This window comes from Kosakonia sp. CCTCC M2018092, from assembly GCF_003864115.1.
Classification (GTDB): Bacteria; Pseudomonadota; Gammaproteobacteria; order Enterobacterales; family Enterobacteriaceae; genus Kosakonia; species Kosakonia cowanii.
In genome coordinates this window covers 2,515,082-2,533,381 of sequence record NZ_CP034225.1, presented here as the reverse complement: position 1 = coordinate 2,533,381, position 18,300 = coordinate 2,515,082, and the positions used below count along the sequence as shown (strand labels likewise).

The following is an 18,300-nucleotide window of genomic DNA, read 5'->3' as shown; positions in this document are numbered from 1 at the left end:
ATCCGGCAATCGTTGCGGCACGTTGCCTGGGTGGAAGGCGTTCTGTAGGCCGGATAAGGCATAGCCGCCATCCGGCAATGGGCCTGGCATATGGCGTTTTGTGGAATGGTTCCGTTCACCAGGCGTGGGGGAGTTCCATTAATCTCATGTGCGGTGAACGGGACAAGGGAAGCGGCCGCGCTCCCCTTGTCAATCCCCGCGGCCCCGCGAGGAAATCGGTGCTTCGCACTGCGCTCACCTCCCGCGTGCCTGACCGCGGCCGGCTCGACTCGACTTGCTCGCCCGTTCCGGGTCTCGCTCCCTGTCTCGGTTCGCCTCTGTCCGCCATCCATGGCGTCCAGACCTTGTCATTCACGCTTCGGTTCGCCGATTCCAGCGGGGACACAACACCCTCGCTGTCATATTGCAGAGAAAAGCCGCACCGGTGTTGCTGTATGCTCGTTTTGGTAGGCCGGATAAGGCGAAGCCGCCATCCGGCAATGGGTGCGGGAAGACAATGCCGGATGGCGCTGGCGCTTATCCGGCCTACGCGGTTTCAGAACGATCACACTGGCTCGCTCTGCTCCTCGAGCTGCACCGGCCAGCGGCGGAAAATCACCACCGCCCACACCAGCGCGGCAATCGCCGGGACGGCACCGGCATAACCGATCGTATTCATCGACCAGTGCAGGCTCACCTGATTGCCCACCAGCGCGCCTGCGCCGATACCGATATTGAAAATCCCGGAAAAGAGCGCCATCGCCACGTCGGTCGCATCCGGCGCCAGCGCCAGCACTTTCACCTGCATACCAAGGCCGATAATCATAATCGCCACGCCCCAAAACAGGCTCAGCACGGCGAGGGATCTTTCGCTCCCGGCGGCGGGAAGCAGCATCACCAGCGAAATCACCAGCAGCCCTATGGCGCTACACACCAGCCCGGAGGCGTGCCGGTTGCCGAGCTTACCGAACAGCACGCTGCCAATAATCCCCGCGCCGCCAAGCAACAGCAGCAGAATAGTTGCGAAATTGGCGCTAAAGCCCGCTACATTCTGCACAAACGGCTCAATATAGCTGTACGCGGTGTAATGGGCGGTGACCACCACCGCCGTCAGCACATAGATGCTGACCAGCGCCGGGCGACGAAACAGCAGCGGCAGGCTTTTCAGCGAGCCGGAGTGCTCGCTTTTAAGCGTCGGCAGCAGTTTGACCAGGCAAACCAGCGTTACCAGCGCACCCATGCCAATCACAAAGAAGGTGGTGCGCCAGCCAAAGTACTGCCCGACGATACGGCCAATCGGCAAGCCGAGCACCATCGCCAGCGCGGTGCCGGTGGCGAGCAGGCTTAACGCCTGGGCGCGTTTACCCGCCGGTGCCAGGCGGATCGCCAGTGAAGCGGTGATCGACCAGAAGATGGCATGGGCAAAGGCAATGCCGATACGGCTAATCACCAGCACTTCGAAATTCCACGCCAGGAAGGAGAGAACGTGGCTGGCGATAAACAGCACAAACAGCGCAATCAGCAGTTTTCGCCGCTCAATGTGGCTGGTCAGCAGCATAAAGGGCAGCGACATCAGTGCCACCACCCACGCGTAGATGGTCAGCATGATCCCGACCTGCGGGGTCTCCATATCGAAGCTCTGGGCGATATCAGAGAGCAACCCCACCGGCACAAATTCGGTGGTGTTGAAAATAAAAGCGGCAACGGCAAGCGTAACCACCCGTAGCCACGCGACTTTACGTGAAACAGTATTCGTCATCATAAGAGTGCTTTGGGTTGGTTTAAGAGAAGAAGAGGCGAAGATCTTAATGCTTTTGCTGGCGGAAAGACAAACTTTTTGTGATGTAGATCTCATTTTTCATTCAGCAAAAAAATAGCGGTTGCGCCGCTGAAATTTTGCCGTCAGAACAAAAGAAAAGATGAGGAAAAACAATGCAAACAATTGACTTCTATCTGGTCGATGCCTTCAGCGACCACACCTTCGGCGGTAACGCCGCCGCAGTCTGTCCACTCACCGAATGGCTGCCAGACGATCTGTTACTGAAAATGGCGCAGCAGCATAACCAATCGGAAACCGCTTTTTTTGTGCGCAACGACAGCGGCTTCGAGCTGCGCTGGTTCACCACGCAGGATGAGATCAACCTCTGCGGTCACGCGACGCTTGCCGCCGCTCACGTTATCTTCGAATACCTCGATTATCCAGAGACTGAGATCCGCTTCAGCACCCGTTTTGTCGGCGAGTTAACCGTTGCGCGCAACGGCGACTGGCTGACCCTAAATTTCCCGGCATGGGCAACCCAGATTGTTGAAAATCCGCCGCCGCTGCTGCTGGAAACGCTGGGCATTGCGCAGGCGCAGGCGGTGTATGAAGGGCGCGATTACATGGTAGTGCTGGAGAACCAGGCGCAGGTCGAAGCCTTACAGCCCGATATCACCGCCATGAAACCGCTGGGGAAAATGGTCTGTGTCACGGCACCGGGGGAGGAGTATGACTTTGTCAGCCGCTTCTTCTGCCCGGGCGAGTCGGTGGCCGAAGATCCGGTTACCGGTTCGGCGCACAGTATGCTGATCCCATACTGGGGCGAGAAGCTCGGCAAAACGGTGATGCAGGCGCGCCAGCTCTCCGCCCGCGGCGGCGATCTGCGCTGCGAGTGGCGGGGCGATCGGGTGTTGATTGGCGGCCAGGCAACGCTCTACTTGATCGGCAAAGTCTATTTGCGCTAGCACAATGACCGGGGGCGATAGCGCCCCCGCAGCGCGCTTATTACGGCAAGCGCGCGATATTGGCTTTGATCACCTCAACGGAGTGGTTGAACTTCGCCACTTCGTCCTCGGTTAAGTGCAGTTCGATAATCTGCTCCACGCCGCTGTGGGTCAGCACCGCCGGCACGCCAATCGCCACATTGTGCGCGCCATACTCCCCGTCAAGAATGCAGGAGATCGCCAGCGCGCGGTGGCTACCGGTAAAAATATTGCGGCAGATCTCGGCAATCGTGCCGGCAATACCATATTCGGTGCAGCCTTTGCGGGCAAAGATCTCAAAGCCGTGGCGGCGCACGCGATCCGCCAGCGCATCCGCATCCAGCGGCTGGCCGGTTTTCTGTTGATAGACGTCGGCGATAGGCGAGCCATAAATCGATGAGTGCGACCACACCGGGAACTGCGTATCGCCATGTTCGCCCATAATAAACGCGTCAATGCTCTGCGCGCCGATATCCAGCGCCTGCGCCAGCAGACGGCGAAGACGCGTTGTGTCGAGCCAGACGCCGGTGCCGATCACCTGGTTGCGCGGCAGGCCGGAGAGGGACCACACCTGCCAGGTAATGATGTCGCAAGGGTTGGTCGCCACCAGAAAAATGCCGTTAAAGCCGTTTGCCATCATGGTGGGCACAATGTTTTTAACAATGCGCGCGGTGTTGCCAAGCTCATCCAGCCGCGTCTGGCCAGGCTTCAGCGCGCCACCGGAGACGGTAATTACCGCGATATCAACATCCGCGCACGCCTCGATGGAGCGGGTGGAGATAGACATCATCCCCGGCATAAACGCGGCGGCATCCGCCAGATCCTGCGCGTGTCCCTCTACGCGCGGGGCGTTAACATCCACCAGGATCAGCTCTTCACAAATGTTCTGGTTTAAAAGAGCGTAAGCGGCAGATGCACCAACATTACCGGTGCCGATAATCATTACTTTGCGAGCTTTTGTATTCATGGCGATTCCCTTGTCAGAATATTCTCTTGCGTAAAGTACAGCGGGTTATTGCTGGCGTGCAATATTGTCGCGGATCTATAGGTTATTCATATGAGTTAAGCGGCGGAATTTTCGCTAATTTAACAATGCGATAACTATAAGGAGCCGCTATGTACCGTATTGTTGATGCCACCGCGACGCAGCCGGAGGTGATTGCCCTCATCGCCGCCCTCGACCGCTACCAGACCGCGCTTTATCCGGCAGAGAGCAACCATCTGGTTGACCTGGCTTCTTTTCCCGAAGAGACGCTGATCCTGCGTAAAATCGTGCATCAGCAGGATGCCGTTGGCTGCGGCGCGGTGCTGCTTAATGAGGATGGCAGCGCGGAGATGAAGCGGGTATTTATCGATCCGACGCACCGCGGGCAGAAGCTGGGCGAGCAGCTGATTGCCGCGCTGGAGCAGGCGGCGAGCGAGAAGGGGTGCCACACGCTGCGGCTGGAGACGGGTGTCGAGCAGCACGCGGCGGTGAAACTTTACCAGCGCTGCGGATACCAGATTTGCGAGGCGTTTGCGCCGTATGATCCCGACCCGTTAAGTGTATTTATGGAGAAGCAGTTGCCTGATGCGCTTCGAGCGTAGGCCGGATAAGCGTATGCGCCATCCGGCAATCGGCGCGGCAGGTTGCCCCGGTGGACGCGAGCGTAGGCCGGATAAGGCGTAGCCGCCATCCGGCGATGGGGTTTTCATGTGGCATTGGTGGAATGGTTCCGTTCACCAGGCGTGGGGGAGTTTCATTAACCTCTTATGCGGTGAACGGGACAAGGGAAGCGGCCGCGCTCCCCTTGTCAATCCCCGCGGCCCCGCGAGGAAATCGGTGCTGCGCACTGCGCTCACCTCCCGCGTGTCTGACTGCGGCCGGCTCGACTCGACTTACTCGTTCCATTCTGGAACTCGGTTTACTCGTCCCATCCATGGGACTCGCCCCTTCGGGGCCAGCGCAAGCGCTGTTCAAAATTGCTCCCGGCAATTTTGTCCTGCCTCGGTTCGCCTCTGTCCGCCATCCATGGCGTCCAGACCTTGTCATTCACGCTTCGGTTCGCCGATTTCAGCGGGGGTCAACACCATCGCTGTCATATTGCAGATAAATGTCGCAACGATGTCGCTGAAGGCTCGTTTTGGTAGGCCGGATAAGGCGAAGCCGCCATCCGGCAATGGGTGCCAGGGGGATAATGCCTGATGGCGCTGTGCTTATCAGGCCTACGCGGTTTCAGCCGCACCTTTCCTGTTGGCCGGATAAGGCGAAGCCGCCATCCGGCAATCAGCCGCGGTTTCAGTGGCTCTGTTCACGTTGGCCGGATAAGCGTTTACGCGCCATCCGGCATAACAAACCGCACGCAGCCAAAACGGCTACGGCAACAGCGCAATAAATGCTTCAAGGTGTCGGCTCTTCGCGCCGCGTCGCCACACCAGCCAGGTGGTGAGCCAACGCCACTCCTCCGCCAGCGGCCAGGCATTGACCTGCTGATGGGCGGGCATACTCTCCAGCATACTGCGTGGGATCAGCGCCAGCCCGGCGCCGGCAATCACGCAGGCCAGCATGCCGTGGTAGGACTCCAGCTCGTGAATTTTTCCCGGCGTGGCGCGATCGGCCTGAAACCAGCTCTCAAAATGGCGGCGGTAGGAGCAGTTGGCGCGAAAGGCATAAATACTGGCACCGTTCACCTGCGAAGCGCGGGTAATCGGCTCATGGCCCGCCGGGGCGACAATCATCATCTCTTCGCGATAGACCGGAATGCCCTCCAGCCCCGGGTGCATAAGCGGCCCGTCGACAAACGCCGCGCTCAGCGTCCCCTCAAGCACGCCGTCAATCATGGTGCCGGAAGGGCCGGTGGAGAGATCGAACTGAATACGCGGGTAGCGCTGGTTATAAGCGGCGAGCGTCGCCGGAATACGCACCGCGGCGGTGCTCTCCAGCGCGCCCAGCGAGAACAACCCCTGCGGCTCATCGCCCGCCACTACCATCCGCGCCTCATCAACCAGCGCGAGGATCTGCTGGCTGTAGCGTAAAAAGCTGTGCCCGGCAGGGGACAGGCGCAGGCGCTGATTTTCGCGGATAAAGAGATCGACACCGAGATCCGCTTCCAGCTGGCGAATGCGCGTCGTCAGGTTTGACGGCACCCGGTGCACCTTCTGCGCGGCCTGGGTAATGCTGCCGGTCTGCGCCACGGCGTTAAACATCTCAAGCTGGGTTAAATCCATGTTGTTCTCGTAACGTGAATGGTGAAGTTAATATTATTCAGTTTTCAGAAATAACAAACTGCGTCACCCTAATGCAAGTTCTGAAATCATTGAGGGGAAAAATAATGTCTCTGACCGCCACCACCCATGCACTCTCCATTAACCCGGCCACGGGCGAAACCCTGCGCGCCACGCCGTGGGCCAGCCGCGAAGAGGTTGACCGCGCGCTGGCGCTGGCCGATAGCGGCTACCGCCTGTGGCGCAACGTCAGCGTCAATGACCGCGCGCAGAAGCTGCGCGATCTGGCCGCCGTGCTGCGTCACCGCGCAGAGGAGATGGCGCAGATGATGAGTGAAGAGATGGGTAAACCGATCTTACAGGCGCGGGCAGAAGTGGCGAAATCCGCCGCGCTGTGCGACTGGTACGCCGAACATGGCCCGATGATGCTCGGCAGCGAAGCCACGCAAGTTGAAGCGCAGCGCGCGCGCATCGAATATCGCCCGCTGGGGCCGATTCTGGCGGTGATGCCGTGGAACTTCCCGCTGTGGCAGGTGCTGCGCGGCGCGGTGCCGATCCTGCTGGCGGGCAACAGCTATCTGTTAAAACATGCGCCGAATGTGCTGGGTTCTGCGGCGCTGATCGGCGAGTTGTTCAGCGAAGCCGGGTTCGCGCCGGGCGTCTTTGGCTGGGTCAACGCCACCAATGAGGGCGTCAGCCAGGCGATTAACGATGCGCGCATTGCCGCAGTGACCGTCACCGGTAGCGTGCGTGCCGGGGCGGCAATCGGTGCGCAGGCCGGTGCGGCGCTGAAAAAGTGCGTGCTCGAACTGGGCGGTTCCGATCCCTTTATCGTGCTTAACGATGCCGATCTCGATCTGGCAGTGAAAGCCGCTGTTGCCGGGCGTTACCAGAACACCGGGCAGGTGTGCGCCGCGGCGAAACGCTTCATTGTTGAAGAAGGGATCGCCGACGCGTTTACCGAGAAATTTGTCGCCGCCGCGGCTGCGCTACAGCAGGGCGCGCCGGAAAATGAGGAGAACTACCTTGGGCCGATGGCGCGCTTCGATCTGCGCGACGAACTGCACGCCCAGGTTGAGGCGAGCATTAAAGAGGGTGCCACCCTGCGACTCGGCGGCGAGAAGACGCCGGGCAGCGGCAACTATTATCCGGCCACCGTACTGACCAACGTTACGCCGCAGATGACAGCATTTCGCCAGGAGCTGTTTGGCCCGGTTGCGGCGATCAGCACCGCTCGCGATGCAGAGCATGCGCTGACGCTTGCCAACGACAGCGACTTTGGCCTTTCGGCCACGGTATTCACCGCCGACAGCGCGCAGGCCGAGTGGTTTGCCGATAACCTCGAGTGCGGCGGCGTGTTTATCAATGGTTTTAGCGCCAGCGATCCGCGCGTGGCCTTCGGTGGCGTGAAGAAGAGCGGTTTCGGGCGTGAACTCTCCCACTTTGGTTTGCATGAGTTCTGCAACGTTCAGACCGTGTGGAAAGATCGCCTGTAAGCTAAACGCGCCCCTGTGGGGCGCGTCAGCTCTGGCTGTCATGGATGTGTCATGATCCTTTTGTAGACTCACCGCAACTCAGTGGTTACAGAAGAATATCATGAACTTAACGCAAATTTTTCGCCGAATTTTTCGGCGTATCGCACCGCAGCAGTTTGGTTTGTTGGCCGGGATTTTCTGCATCATCGCGCTCTTTTCCGCCCTGCAAATCGCCTCCTCCTTTTTCCTTACCGCCTCGCTTCGCAGCGCGCAGCACGACGAGAGCCTGAATCAACAGGCGCATCTGCAACAGGTGCGGGCGGACGAAGCACGCATTGCACTCCTCACCGCAAGCGATCTGCTCAACCGCGCCGGGGTCTACTTTATGCAGGATAAAGCGACCGGTTCGGACGGCAGCTGGCACAGCCTGATGGATGAGACCCAGCAGGCACTGGCGGCTTCCAACAAAGCCTGGCTTGCTTTTCAGGCGCTGAATCCACCAAAAGATGAAGGGCTGGTCAACAGCTATCAGCTCTTTTATGGCGCGCTGAAAGAGCAGGCCGACGGGCTGGTGAAAACCCAGTCGATCGATGCCTTTTTTGCCGTCCCTGCGCAGGCATTTCAGGCCGATTTCAATGATAACTACGCCCGTTTCCAGCAGGCTGGCGCGCAGCACGCCGAGCAGGGAAGGCAGTCGCTGCTTGCCAGCCTTAGCCGCTTGCAGCAAGTGTTTATGCTGATCCCGGCTCTGCTGGTGGTCATTGCGCTGCTGGTGTGGTTCGGCATGTCGCGCTGGGTCATCACCCCGCTGCGCGCATTGATTGCCCATATCAATATTCTTGCTGCTGGCGATCTCGGCACGCCGTTGCCGCCGGTGCAGCGTTTCAACCGCGAAATCAAGCAGCTTAGCCACAGCGTCGGCACCATGCAGCAGGGGCTGCAACAGCTGGTGATGCAGGTGAGCGACGCCACCGCGTCGATGATTGGCACCATCGGCAGCCTGGCGGAAGGCAACCAGTCGCTTAATCAGCAATCGGCGAAGCAGGCGCAGGAGCTAAACGATGTCACTGAACATATCGCCACGCTGGAGTCGCACGTCGAGGGCAATACCGGTTTTGCCGAAGAGGCGCGCCAGCAGGCGGATGAAGCGCGTAAAGTGGCGGCGGGCGGCGACAGAATGATGGAGACGGTGACGCAGTCGATGCGCGAGATTGTCGACCGCTCCGCCGAGATGCGCAATATCGTCTCGCTGATCGACGGCGTGGCGTTTCAGACCAACATTCTGGCGCTGAATGCCGCCATCGAAGCGGCGCATGCGGGCAACCACGGACGCGGCTTTGCGGTGGTGGCGAAAGAGGTGGGCCTGCTGGCGCGTAAGAGCAGCCATTCGACGCAAACCATTCAGCAACTGATTAACCACTCATTGCAGGGGATCAACGATGGCACCCAGGCGGTGAACCGTCTTGAAGATAACCTGCAACAGGTGACTGGCCTGGTCGGGCATCTGAGCGGGGTATTGAGTGAAATCTCAGCTGCAACGCTTAGTCAAGGCGAGAGTATTCACAAGATGACCCGACGTCTCCACTCACTCAACAGCGTGGCGCGGCGCACCGGCGAACTGGTGACCACGGCAGCTGCGGCCTCTGAGCAGCTTTATCACGATTCGCAGGTATTGATGCAAGCGGTTGCGCGTTTTCGTCTCAGCGCCTGACGCGACAAAACAGCTCTGGTATACTCGCAGCCCGATTTGGCCTGTGGGCGAGGAGTGAAAGTGGCATCGGTGATGGATAATGGCGTGCTGGAGGCGATAGTCGCCCAGGTACGCCCGCTGCTGGGACGCGGTAAGGTCGCGGATTATATCCCGGCGCTGGCGGCAGTCAGCGGCAATAAACTGGGGATCGCGATCAGCACCGTCAATGGGGAGCACTATCAGGCGGGTGATGCCGATGAGCGCTTCTCAATTCAGTCGATCTCAAAAGTGCTTAGCCTGGTGGTGGCAATGAACCACTACGGCGAGGAGGAGATCTGGCAGCGCGTCGGTAAAGATCCCTCCGGCCAGCCCTTCAACTCGCTGCTGCAACTTGAGATTGAGCAGGGCAAGCCGCGCAATCCTTTCATTAACGCCGGGGCGCTGGTGGTATGCGATATGCTGCAAAGCCGCCTTAGCGCGCCGCGCCAGCGCATGCTGGAAATTGTGCGCAAGCTCGCAGGCGTCGACGATATCGTCTACGACACGGCGGTGGCGCGATCGGAGTTCGATAACGCTGCGCGTAACACGGCTATCGCCTGGCTAATGAAATCTTTCGGCAACTTCCACAATGATGTCACTACGGTTCTGCAAAACTACTTCCACTACTGCGCGCTGAAGATGAGCTGTGCTGAGCTGGCGCGCACCTTTCTCTTCCTCGCGCAGAGCGGGCAGGCGGTGAATCTCGCCCAGCCGGTAGTGACGCCGATGCAGGCGCGGCAGATCAACGCCCTGATGGCGACCAGCGGCATGTACCAGAACGCCGGGGAGTTTGCTTTCCGCGTTGGCCTGCCGGCGAAGTCGGGCGTTGGCGGTGGGATCGTGGCGATTGTGCCTCATGAGATGGCGATCGCCGTCTGGAGCCCGGAGCTGGATGACGCGGGCAACTCGCTGGCGGGCGTCGCGCTGCTGGAAGCGCTCAGCCAGCGCCTTGGTAGATCGGTCTACTGATGGCGGATTTCGATGCGCTGTTTGCCCGCCTTGGGCGCTCTACCTTTCGCTCCCGTTTTCGCTTAGGCGCAAAGGAGCGGCACTACTGCGAAGAGAAGGGGGCAGAAGTCATTGCTGCCCACGCCGCCGATTTTGTCGCTCAGCGCCTTGCGCCTGCGCTGCCTAATAATGACGGCAAACAGACGCCGATGCGTGGTCACCCGGTATTTATCGCCCAGCATGCCACCGCTACCTGCTGTCGTGGCTGTCTGGCGAAGTGGCACGCCATTGAGGCAGGCCAGCCGCTGTCGCCCGCGCAGCAGCAGTATGTAGTTGATGTGATTTATCACTGGCTGGTTGTCCAGATGAACTCGCCGCGCTGATGGCGGTTGCGCAACACGCTATAGCGGAAAACAAGCATGCTAAGCTTTAGGCTATTTCCGACGCTACTTCGGGCAGCTCCTGCCGCCCGCGACAGGAACTGAGATTTGATGCGAGCTTTGTTGTCCTCCTGGCGTCCGTTCAGGGAAGAGACCCCGCTGATAAATGCGGGAATGATTTTTGCGCTGACCACGCTGTTCTATTTTATCGGCGCGATGATGCGCCTGGTCGAGGAGCTGTCGCTCTTCTGGCCGCTGAATGCGGTGATGGCCGGGGTCTTCGCCCGCTACGCGTTTTTGCACCGCTGGCACTACTACTTAATCAGCTATGTCGCGATGCTGGCTTACGATGCCGTCACCACCAGTTGGGGCACGGCGTCGCTGATCATCAACTTCTCCAATATGGTCTTTATCATCACCATGGCGCAGCTTATCGGTTGGGAGCGGCGCCAGATCGCCAAGACGCCACAGCCGATCAATGCGCTGAAACTCTTTAGTTACTGTCTGGTGGCTGCGCTGCTCTGCGCCTTCTTTGGCGCGCTGGGCTCGGTTGGGATTAACGATCAGGGCTTCTGGCCATTGCTGGCTGACTGGTTTGGCGAGCAGTTCTCAACGGGCGTGCTGATCCTGCCGTGTCTGCTGACCATGACGCGCCCGCGCGTGCTTAAGGGCTTTTCACTACCGCAGGTGATGCCGATCCTCGCGCTGGCGGTGTCTGTCTCAGCCTCGGTGATGATTGGCGGTGCCGGAAGCCTGGCGTTTCCGCTGCCAGCGCTCATCTGGTGCGCGGTGCGCTATTCACTGCCGTTAACCTGCCTGGTGACGCTTATCACCGGTGGGCTGGAGATTATGCTGGTCTCCAGCGGGCAGATCGATATTCACGTCCATTCGCCGTTTGATATTCCGCAGATGCTCTCGGCGCGGCTCGGCGTGGCGACGATGGCGATCTGCCCGGTGATCGTGTCGGTCAGCGTTGAAGCCATTAACCGCCTGATGCGCCAGGTGTCGCTGCGCGCCGATTTTGATTTTCTCACCCGCGTTTACTCCCGCTCCGGGCTGTATGAAGCTCTGCGTAAAGAGGAGAAGCGTTTTGCGGGCAAACACCTCTCCGTGATGCTGATGGATATCGACTACTTCAAAAGCGTCAATGACAGTTATGGTCACGAGTGTGGCGACCGGGTGCTGACTTCGTTCGCGCAAAAAGTGCAGCAGGAGCTTGGCGAGCGTGGGCTGGTGGCGCGTATGGGCGGCGAGGAGTTTGTGGTGGTCGCCGTCACAAAAGATGCAACAGCAGGGAAGAGACTTGCGGAGACGCTGCGCTGTGCAGTGGAAACCCATCCCTTTAAATGGCGGCAGCAGACGCTACATCTGACGATGAGCGTCGGCATCGGGCACGGCACGCCCGACCCGCGCCAGTTAACAGAGGGATTCAACGATCTGCTGGCCGAGGCCGATGAGCATCTCTACCGCTCGAAGAGGCACGGCAGAAACTGCACCACGGATAGCCACAGCGGCGAGCCGGAAGTCACTATCTCGCCCGCAACGTGAAATAAGCAACACAATAAATATTAATAACTTATAAATATCTTGCGGCTGATTTTTGAGACCAATATGATTAGCCTCGCGCGGTCGCAAGCTGCGGATTCGCTCACCCTGACAAACGTGCCGAATAGGCTACGCTTAATGCTGTAAACCGTTGTCTACTCGCCCGTTTGCCCGAGCGCGGCGGTCCAGACTGAGAATGATGAGATCGGCACTCTATGAAAACACCTGCGATTCCCGCAAATGAGGCACAGCGCCTGGCGTCATTGCATGACTCCGGCCTGCTGGAGGGTGGCGTCAACGCCCGTTTAGACCGCTTAACGCGCCTGGCGCAACGGATGTTCAATGTCCCGGCGGCGTTGATTACGCTGGTCGACGAAGATACGCTCCATTTTAAATCCACCGGCGGTAATCCGGCAGAAGCCCAGACGCTGCCGCGCAACATCTCCTTTTGCGGTCACGTCATTTTGTCTGAAACGGCGATGATCATCGAAGATACCCATCTTGATGAGCGATTTACCGATAATCCGCTGGTGACCGGCGAACCGTATATTCGTTTCTATGCCGGTTACCCGCTGCGCCTGCCGGACGGTGCGCTGGTGGGATCGCTGTGCGTGATTGATAAAGCGGCGCGCGGCTTTTCTGGCTCAGAAGTCGACACCCTGAAAGATTTCGCCATGATCGTCGAAGATGAGTTCGCGGTGATGAGCGCGGCGACCACCGATGAGTTAACCGGCCTCTTTAACCGCCGTGGCTTCGATAACCTGGCGAAGTTCGCGATTGTTGGCGCACGCCGCCGCGCGCAGCCATTGACGCTGGCGTGGATCGACCTTGATAACTTCAAAGAGATTAATGATACCTACGGCCACGGCGAAGGGGATGAAGCCCTGAAGGCGATGGCGGAGGTGATGACGGCCAGCCTGCGTGAAGCGGATCTGCGGGTTCGCTACGGCGGCGACGAATTCGCGATTGTCTTCTCCGATACCAATGAAGAGGGCGCGTGGATCGCGATGCAGCATCTGGTTGAACAGGTTGAGGCCTGGAACCAGCAGTCGGGCAAACCGTGGAAACTCGGTTTCTCCTGGGGCGTCAGCGAGTTTAATCACGATGGCAGTGACGATCTGCGCAGCTGGATGAAAGAGGCGGATGAGAAGATGTATGCCATGAAATCCCGCAACAATCGCGGACGCTAAACCATAACAAAATTGTATGGGTGCGGCGCTTGAGTTAGCCCGCCCCGCGTTGAATAGTGGTCATTTTACAAGGAAGCTAAATGACCGCTTATCATATCAATCGCCTCTCTGGTGAGGCGATCCTCTTCCATATCGACAGCCTGTGCGACGTGCTGGAAAACTGCGTCGCCGGCGGTGCCTCCGTCAGCTTTATGCATCCGCTCTCGCGGGAAAAATCACATCAATTTTGGTCCGGCGTTGCCGCAAGCGTAACGCGCGGTGAACGCATTGTGCTGGTCGCGCAGGATGAGGCGGGTGAGGTTGTCGGCACCGTGCAGGTGGTGCTCGAACAGCCGGAAAACCAGCCGCACCGCGCCGATGTCTCGAAATTACTGGTGCATGATAACGCGCGACGTCAGGGGCTGGCGCGTCGCCTGATGACAGCCCTCGAGCATGAGGCGCAGGCGCACGGCAAAAGCGTGCTGGTGCTGGATACGGCGACCGGCAGCGGGGCGGAGAACTTCTACATCACCTGCGGCTGGCAGCGGGTGGGTGAAATTCCGCGTTATGCGCTGATGCCGGATGGAAATGTGACGGCGACGACACTTTTTTATAAGTTCATATAACTGGGGTCAATAAGCCACGCCACTTTGATCAAAACAGGGTTTCATGGTCGTAAAGTCTGATAAGTTATTACACCAATCTTCCAAGGTTGTATGACTAATCTAAAAAAGGAACCCACTGTGAACACATTAAACCGTCGCAATTTTCCCGGGGCTGACTATCCAGAACGTATTATTCAGTTTGGCGAAGGGAATTTTTTGCGCGCTTTTGTCGACTGGCAAATCGATCTGCTGAACGAGCACACCGACCTCAACGCCGGTGTGGTGGTGGTTCGCCCAATCGCGAGTGATTTCCCGCCTTCTCTGAGCACGCAAGATGGCCTCTACACCACCATTATTCGCGGTCTCAACGAGCAGGGCGAAGCGGTGAGCGATGCGCGTCTTATCCGCTCCGTTAACCGTGAAATCAGTGTTTACACGCAGTATGACGAGTTTCTTAAGCTGGCCCACAATCCGGATATCCGTTTCGTTTTCTCCAATACCACTGAAGCCGGTATCAGCTACCACGCCGGGGATAAATTCGACGACGCGCCAGCGGTAAGTTACCCGGCAAAACTGACCCGCCTGCTGTTTGAGCGCTTCAGCCATTTTGCCGGCGCGCAGGATAAGGGCTGGATCATTATCCCTTGTGAATTAATCGATTATAACGGCGACGCGCTGCGTGAACTGGTGCTGCGTTATGCCAACGAGTGGGCGCTGGGCGCGGAATTTACACAGTGGCTTGAAACCGCAAACAGCTTCTGCTCAACCCTGGTTGACCGCATTGTTACCGGTTATCCGCGTGATGAAGTGGCAAAACTGGAAGCGGAGCTGGGTTATCAGGATGCCTTCCTTGATACCGCCGAGCACTTCTATCTGTTTGTGATTCAGGGGCCAAAATCGCTGGCCGCTGAGCTGCGTCTGGATAAATACCCGCTAAACGTGCTGATTGTTGATGACATCAAGCCATACAAAGAGCGTAAAGTGGCGATCCTCAACGGGGCGCATACGGCGCTGGTGCCGGTCGCGTTCCAGGCGGGTATCGATACGGTCGGCGAAGCGATGAGTGACACGGAGATCTGTGCGTTTGTCGAGAAGGCGATTTACGAAGAGATCATTCCGGTGCTGAATCTGCCGCGCGATGAGCTGGAGTCTTTCGCCAGCGCGGTGACCGGACGTTTCCGTAACCCCTATATCAAACATCAGTTGCTCTCCATCGCCCTGAACGGCATGACTAAATACCGCACCCGCATTCTTCCTCAATTGCTGGCAGGGCAGAAAGCACGCGGTAAATTACCGGCGCGCCTCACTTTTGCGCTGGCGGCGTTGATTGCGTTCTATCGCGGCGAGCGTGACGGGAAAAGTTACCCGGTGCAGGATGATGCGCACTGGATTGAGCGTTACCAACAGCTTTGGAGCCAGCATGGCGATCGTCAAATCAGCACCAGTGAGCTGGTGAGGGCGGTGCTGTCGGTGAGCGATCATTGGGAGCAGGATCTGAGCAAGGTGCCGGGCCTGGTGGAGCAGGTGACGCTCGATCTGGACGCCATTCTGCTGCGCGGCATGCGCGAAGCGGTAAAACCGCTCTGCTGATAGCTGCCTGTAAAATGCCGGATGGCGCTGGCGCTTATCCGGCCTACATTTCCCACTTCCACAATCTCCTCGATCCCGTAGGCCGGATAAGGCGTAGCCGCCATCCGGCATTCCCGCACTCCATTCGATCCCGTAGGCCGGATAAGGCATAGCCGCCATCCGGCAAAGCAGCAATAGCTGAAAGCAAGCATTATAGTTACAACATACTTTAACAGAGTTGTATAACAGGTTTCAGTAACCTCTGCGCCAATACATCGTCTGGCAGGGCGAAATTGCGTCACAATCCATTAGCAAACTTGCAACTGTGACATCGATCACGTTTAATAGCCGCTGCGCTCCTTTTCCCCCTGAATAATTATGATTGTCCGTCCTGAAAAACACTGGCTTGCTCGTCTCTTCGTCTGGCATGGTTCCGTACTGCCGAAAATCGCCTCACGCCTGACCATGAACTTCCTGCTTTCGGTCGCCGTCATCTGGATGCTGCCGTGGTACACGTCGCTGGGCATCAAGCTAACGGTCGCACCGTTCAGCATTCTCGGGGTAGCCATTGCTATCTTCCTCGGTTTTCGCAACAACGCCTGTTTCGCCCGCTACTCAGAAGCGCGTCTGTTATGGGGGCAACTGATGATCGCCTCGCGCTCGCTGCTGCGGGAAGTGAAAACTACGCTGCCTGACGAGAGCGACGTGCGCCATTTTATGCAGCTACAGTTCGCCTTTGCCCACGCGCTGCGCATGACGCTGCGACGCAAACCGCAGGGCGACGTGCTGTCAAAATACCTCACTGCTGATGAATTACGGCAGGTCTTAAATGCCCATTCGCCAGCAAACCGTATTCTGCTGATGATGGGCCAGTGGCTGGGCGAGCGCAGGGCGCAAGGGGCGCTGTCGGATATTATGTTCCACAGCATTACTCAGCGCTTACACGATATGTCCGCCGTGCAGGCTGGCTGCGAGCGTATCTTTAATACGCCGCTGCCTTTCGCCTATTCACTGATTTTGCACCGCACGGTCTATCTCTTCTGCATCATGCTGCCGTTTGCGCTGGTGGTGGATCTGCACTTTATGACGCCCTTTATCTCAGTGCTTATCTCCTACACCTTTATCTCGCTCGATACGCTGGCGGAAGAGCTGGAAGATCCGTTTGGCGAAGAGGATAACGACCTGCCGCTGGATGCCTACTGTAATGCGATTGAAATCGATCTGCTGCAAATGGAGGACGCCGACGATCTGCCGGTCAAACTGACACCGGACAAAAATTACCAATTGACCTAAACTTACAGGGGCGTAAGCCGTAAGATTTTTTCACTCTCCTGGCTCAGGTCATCTAACAAGAGGGACATGCGATGGAAAAGTCCGATAAAACCTTCTCGTTCGCGCTGACGTTTATCGTTGGCCTGTCACTGCTCGCCACGGCATGGGATATCTCACTCTTTAGCAGCCTGCCGTGAGCCATCTGCCAGCAGCGCCTGTGTCTTCTGCACCGGGCGCTGCAACAGTGCAATCGCCTCTTCAGCTGACGTGACATTGGTGTAACCGATAATCAAACCGTAGCGTGGTGCATCACCTCTGTACCATTCTGAAAGCGGGCTCACCTGCAACTGGTGTTGTTGCCAGAGCTGTGCCAGCGCCACATCCTGCGTGCTTTCCCGCAAAAAGGCGATGATATGCATGCCGCCATCGCGTACCTCCACATCAAATATCTGCGGATAGATCTGCGCCAGCGCCGCCAGCACGAACCCGCGCCGGGCAGAGTAAAGATTGCGCATCTTCTTCAGATGCTTATAAAAGTGGCCTTCGCTGAGAAAGGCGGCGAGAATTTTTTGTGTTAATAGCGGTTGGCCGCTCTCGGTGAGTTCGGCCGTTTGCCTGAACTGCGCAAGCAGCGCGCGCGGCAGCACCAGATAACTGGTGCGTAAGGAGGGCAACATGGTTTTGCTGAAGGTGCCCATATAGATAACCCGGTCATCACTATCAAGGCTCTTCAGCGCAGGTACCACTTTGCGCGTGTAGTGAAACTCGCCATCATAATCATCCTCAACAATCCAGCTATTGCGCTGCGCTGCCCACGCCAGCAGCTGCTGTCTGCGGGGCAGGGAGAGGGTGACCGCCAGCGGGCTTTGGTGTGACGGTGTCACAAATAGCAGATGGGCGTCGTTGTGATGGCGCAGAAGATAATTGATATCCAGACCGTCGTTATCGACCGCTACGCTATGCAGGTTCTGGACTGAATGTTGCAATATGCGCTGGCCTAAAAAGTAGCCCGGCTCTTCAAACACCACTTTCTGCTGAGGGCCTGCAAGCAGAGTGAGGATCAGCCGCAAATTGTGCTGATACCCGCCGGTGATCACCACCTGTTCCGGGCTGCAGGCAAGCCCGCGCGAAACATTCAGATAGTGAGCGATGGCATGGCGCAGAGGAGCATAGCCCATCAATGGCGGTGTGAGCATTTCGCTCGGGTGCAGTGCACGCACGGCTTTAGCGCTGAGCAGCAGCCATTTTTTACTCGGGAAGGCATCAAGCGCCGGAATGCCGAGGCGCAAGAAACCGCTCTGTTTACGTTCGGCGTCGCCAAATGCTGGCGCTGGGGTAGAAAGGGGCTCATCGCGAGCTTTACGCTTGACCGGCGACAGCACCAGTTCAGGATTGACGCGTGTGCCGCGCGCGCCATCGCTGACCAGAAACCCTTCACCGATCAGAATCGACCACGCGGTTTCCACCGTTTTTCGCGCCACGCCCAGTTCGCTGGCCAGCACGCGCACCGAAGGGACTTTATCTCCCGGCTTAAGCAAACCCTGCGTGATGCTCTCGCGATATTGCGAATAAATAGCTCTGTAACCCGGCTTCATGTCCTACCTTTTTCTTGCTGTTTTGCATCTTTTACCTGCGACATTGACGCGTAATATAGCCCCCGTTGAAACAATAAACGAGGCAAAT

15 protein-coding genes are annotated in these 18,300 nt (G+C 58.0%); 11 read left to right on the top strand and 4 right to left on the bottom strand.

Annotated features, from left to right (window positions below; all coding sequences use genetic code 11):
* Positions 1-544 precede the first annotated feature (544 nt).
* Positions 545-1,741, bottom strand: coding sequence for a sugar transporter (locus EH164_RS12045; RefSeq protein ID WP_124968394.1), 1,197 nt, complete (start codon positions 1,739-1,741; stop codon positions 545-547).
* A 170-nt stretch (positions 1,742-1,911) separates the two neighbouring features.
* On the opposite strand from EH164_RS12045, the gene EH164_RS12040 reads away from it, so the two are divergent.
* Positions 1,912-2,703, top strand: a complete 792-nt coding sequence (locus tag EH164_RS12040) for a PhzF family phenazine biosynthesis protein (protein WP_124968393.1) — start codon at positions 1,912-1,914, stop codon at positions 2,701-2,703.
* A gap of 40 nt (positions 2,704-2,743) precedes the next feature.
* Here the strand turns inward: EH164_RS12040 and EH164_RS12035 are convergent, their stop codons facing one another.
* Positions 2,744-3,688, bottom strand: a complete 945-nt coding sequence (locus EH164_RS12035; protein ID WP_023479024.1) for an L-lactate dehydrogenase — start codon at positions 3,686-3,688, stop codon at positions 2,744-2,746.
* Between the two features lie 149 nt (positions 3,689-3,837).
* Here EH164_RS12035 and EH164_RS12030 point away from each other — a divergent pair, with 149 nt between their 5' ends.
* Entirely contained in the window at positions 3,838-4,308 is a 471-nt protein-coding gene (locus tag EH164_RS12030; protein ID WP_124968392.1) for a GNAT family N-acetyltransferase, read from the top strand.
* A 768-nt stretch (positions 4,309-5,076) separates the two neighbouring features.
* On the opposite strand, the gene EH164_RS12020 is transcribed toward EH164_RS12030, so the two are convergent.
* Positions 5,077-5,928, bottom strand: coding sequence for a LysR family transcriptional regulator (locus EH164_RS12020; RefSeq protein WP_124968390.1), 852 nt, complete (start codon positions 5,926-5,928; stop codon positions 5,077-5,079).
* Between the two features lie 104 nt (positions 5,929-6,032).
* On the opposite strand from EH164_RS12020, the gene sad reads away from it, so the two are divergent.
* The 9 genes from sad (at position 6,033) to EH164_RS11975 (ending at position 16,638) form a co-directional block, all read left to right on the top strand.
* Complete coding sequence (sad, locus tag EH164_RS12015) at positions 6,033-7,421, top strand: succinate-semialdehyde dehydrogenase (RefSeq protein ID WP_124968389.1); 1,389 nt, start codon at positions 6,033-6,035, stop codon at positions 7,419-7,421.
* 100 nt (positions 7,422-7,521) lie between these two features.
* Positions 7,522-9,111 (top strand): methyl-accepting chemotaxis protein, encoded by a 1,590-nt coding sequence (locus tag EH164_RS12010; protein WP_124968388.1) that lies wholly within the window; start codon positions 7,522-7,524, stop codon positions 9,109-9,111.
* Positions 9,112-9,171: 60 nt separating this feature from the next.
* Positions 9,172-10,098 carry a glutaminase B gene (gene glsB / locus EH164_RS12005; protein ID WP_124968387.1) on the top strand — a complete coding sequence of 309 codons (927 nt, stop codon included), beginning with the start codon at positions 9,172-9,174 and terminating at the stop codon, positions 10,096-10,098.
* Positions 10,098-10,460 carry a DUF4186 domain-containing protein gene (locus EH164_RS12000; RefSeq protein WP_124968386.1) on the top strand — a complete coding sequence of 121 codons (363 nt, stop codon included), beginning with the start codon at positions 10,098-10,100 and terminating at the stop codon, positions 10,458-10,460. The genes glsB and EH164_RS12000 overlap by 1 nt, the downstream gene beginning before the upstream one ends.
* A 108-nt stretch (positions 10,461-10,568) precedes the next feature.
* Positions 10,569-12,005 (top strand): GGDEF domain-containing protein, encoded by a 1,437-nt coding sequence (locus EH164_RS11995; protein WP_124968385.1) that lies wholly within the window; start codon positions 10,569-10,571, stop codon positions 12,003-12,005.
* Between the two features lie 212 nt (positions 12,006-12,217).
* On the top strand, positions 12,218-13,192 hold the full coding sequence (locus EH164_RS11990) for a diguanylate cyclase (RefSeq protein ID WP_124968384.1): 975 nt from the start codon (positions 12,218-12,220) through the stop codon (positions 13,190-13,192).
* 80 nt (positions 13,193-13,272) lie between these two features.
* The gene (locus tag EH164_RS11985; protein ID WP_124968383.1) at positions 13,273-13,797 is read left to right on the top strand and encodes a GNAT family N-acetyltransferase; all 525 of its coding nucleotides are present in this window, start codon (positions 13,273-13,275) and stop codon (positions 13,795-13,797) included.
* A 117-nt stretch (positions 13,798-13,914) separates the two neighbouring features.
* On the top strand, positions 13,915-15,366 hold the full coding sequence (locus tag EH164_RS11980) for a tagaturonate reductase (protein ID WP_124968382.1): 1,452 nt from the start codon (positions 13,915-13,917) through the stop codon (positions 15,364-15,366).
* A 357-nt stretch (positions 15,367-15,723) separates the two neighbouring features.
* The gene (locus tag EH164_RS11975; protein WP_124968381.1) at positions 15,724-16,638 is read left to right on the top strand and encodes a bestrophin family protein; all 915 of its coding nucleotides are present in this window, start codon (positions 15,724-15,726) and stop codon (positions 16,636-16,638) included.
* A gap of 152 nt (positions 16,639-16,790) precedes the next feature.
* On the opposite strand, the gene EH164_RS11970 is transcribed toward EH164_RS11975, so the two are convergent.
* The gene (locus EH164_RS11970; protein WP_124968380.1) at positions 16,791-18,212 is read right to left on the bottom strand and encodes a PLP-dependent aminotransferase family protein; all 1,422 of its coding nucleotides are present in this window, start codon (positions 18,210-18,212) and stop codon (positions 16,791-16,793) included.
* Positions 18,213-18,300: the final 88 nt, after the last annotated feature.

Coding starts and splice junctions, on each gene's coding strand:
- EH164_RS12030 (WP_124968392.1), top strand. CDS start 3,838: ATGTACCGTATTGTTGATGCCACCGCGACGCAGCCGGAGGTGATTGCC.
- EH164_RS12045 (WP_124968394.1), bottom strand. CDS start 1,741: ATGATGACGAATACTGTTTCACGTAAAGTCGCGTGGCTACGGGTGGTT.
- EH164_RS12000 (WP_124968386.1), top strand. CDS start 10,098: ATGGCGGATTTCGATGCGCTGTTTGCCCGCCTTGGGCGCTCTACCTTT.
- EH164_RS12020 (WP_124968390.1), bottom strand. CDS start 5,928: ATGGATTTAACCCAGCTTGAGATGTTTAACGCCGTGGCGCAGACCGGC.
- EH164_RS11990 (WP_124968384.1), top strand. CDS start 12,218: ATGAAAACACCTGCGATTCCCGCAAATGAGGCACAGCGCCTGGCGTCA.
- EH164_RS11995 (WP_124968385.1), top strand. CDS start 10,569: ATGCGAGCTTTGTTGTCCTCCTGGCGTCCGTTCAGGGAAGAGACCCCG.
- EH164_RS11975 (WP_124968381.1), top strand. CDS start 15,724: ATGATTGTCCGTCCTGAAAAACACTGGCTTGCTCGTCTCTTCGTCTGG.
- sad (WP_124968389.1), top strand. CDS start 6,033: ATGTCTCTGACCGCCACCACCCATGCACTCTCCATTAACCCGGCCACG.
- EH164_RS12040 (WP_124968393.1), top strand. CDS start 1,912: ATGCAAACAATTGACTTCTATCTGGTCGATGCCTTCAGCGACCACACC.
- EH164_RS11970 (WP_124968380.1), bottom strand. CDS start 18,212: ATGAAGCCGGGTTACAGAGCTATTTATTCGCAATATCGCGAGAGCATC.
- EH164_RS11985 (WP_124968383.1), top strand. CDS start 13,273: ATGACCGCTTATCATATCAATCGCCTCTCTGGTGAGGCGATCCTCTTC.
- EH164_RS12010 (WP_124968388.1), top strand. CDS start 7,522: ATGAACTTAACGCAAATTTTTCGCCGAATTTTTCGGCGTATCGCACCG.
- EH164_RS12035 (WP_023479024.1), bottom strand. CDS start 3,688: ATGAATACAAAAGCTCGCAAAGTAATGATTATCGGCACCGGTAATGTT.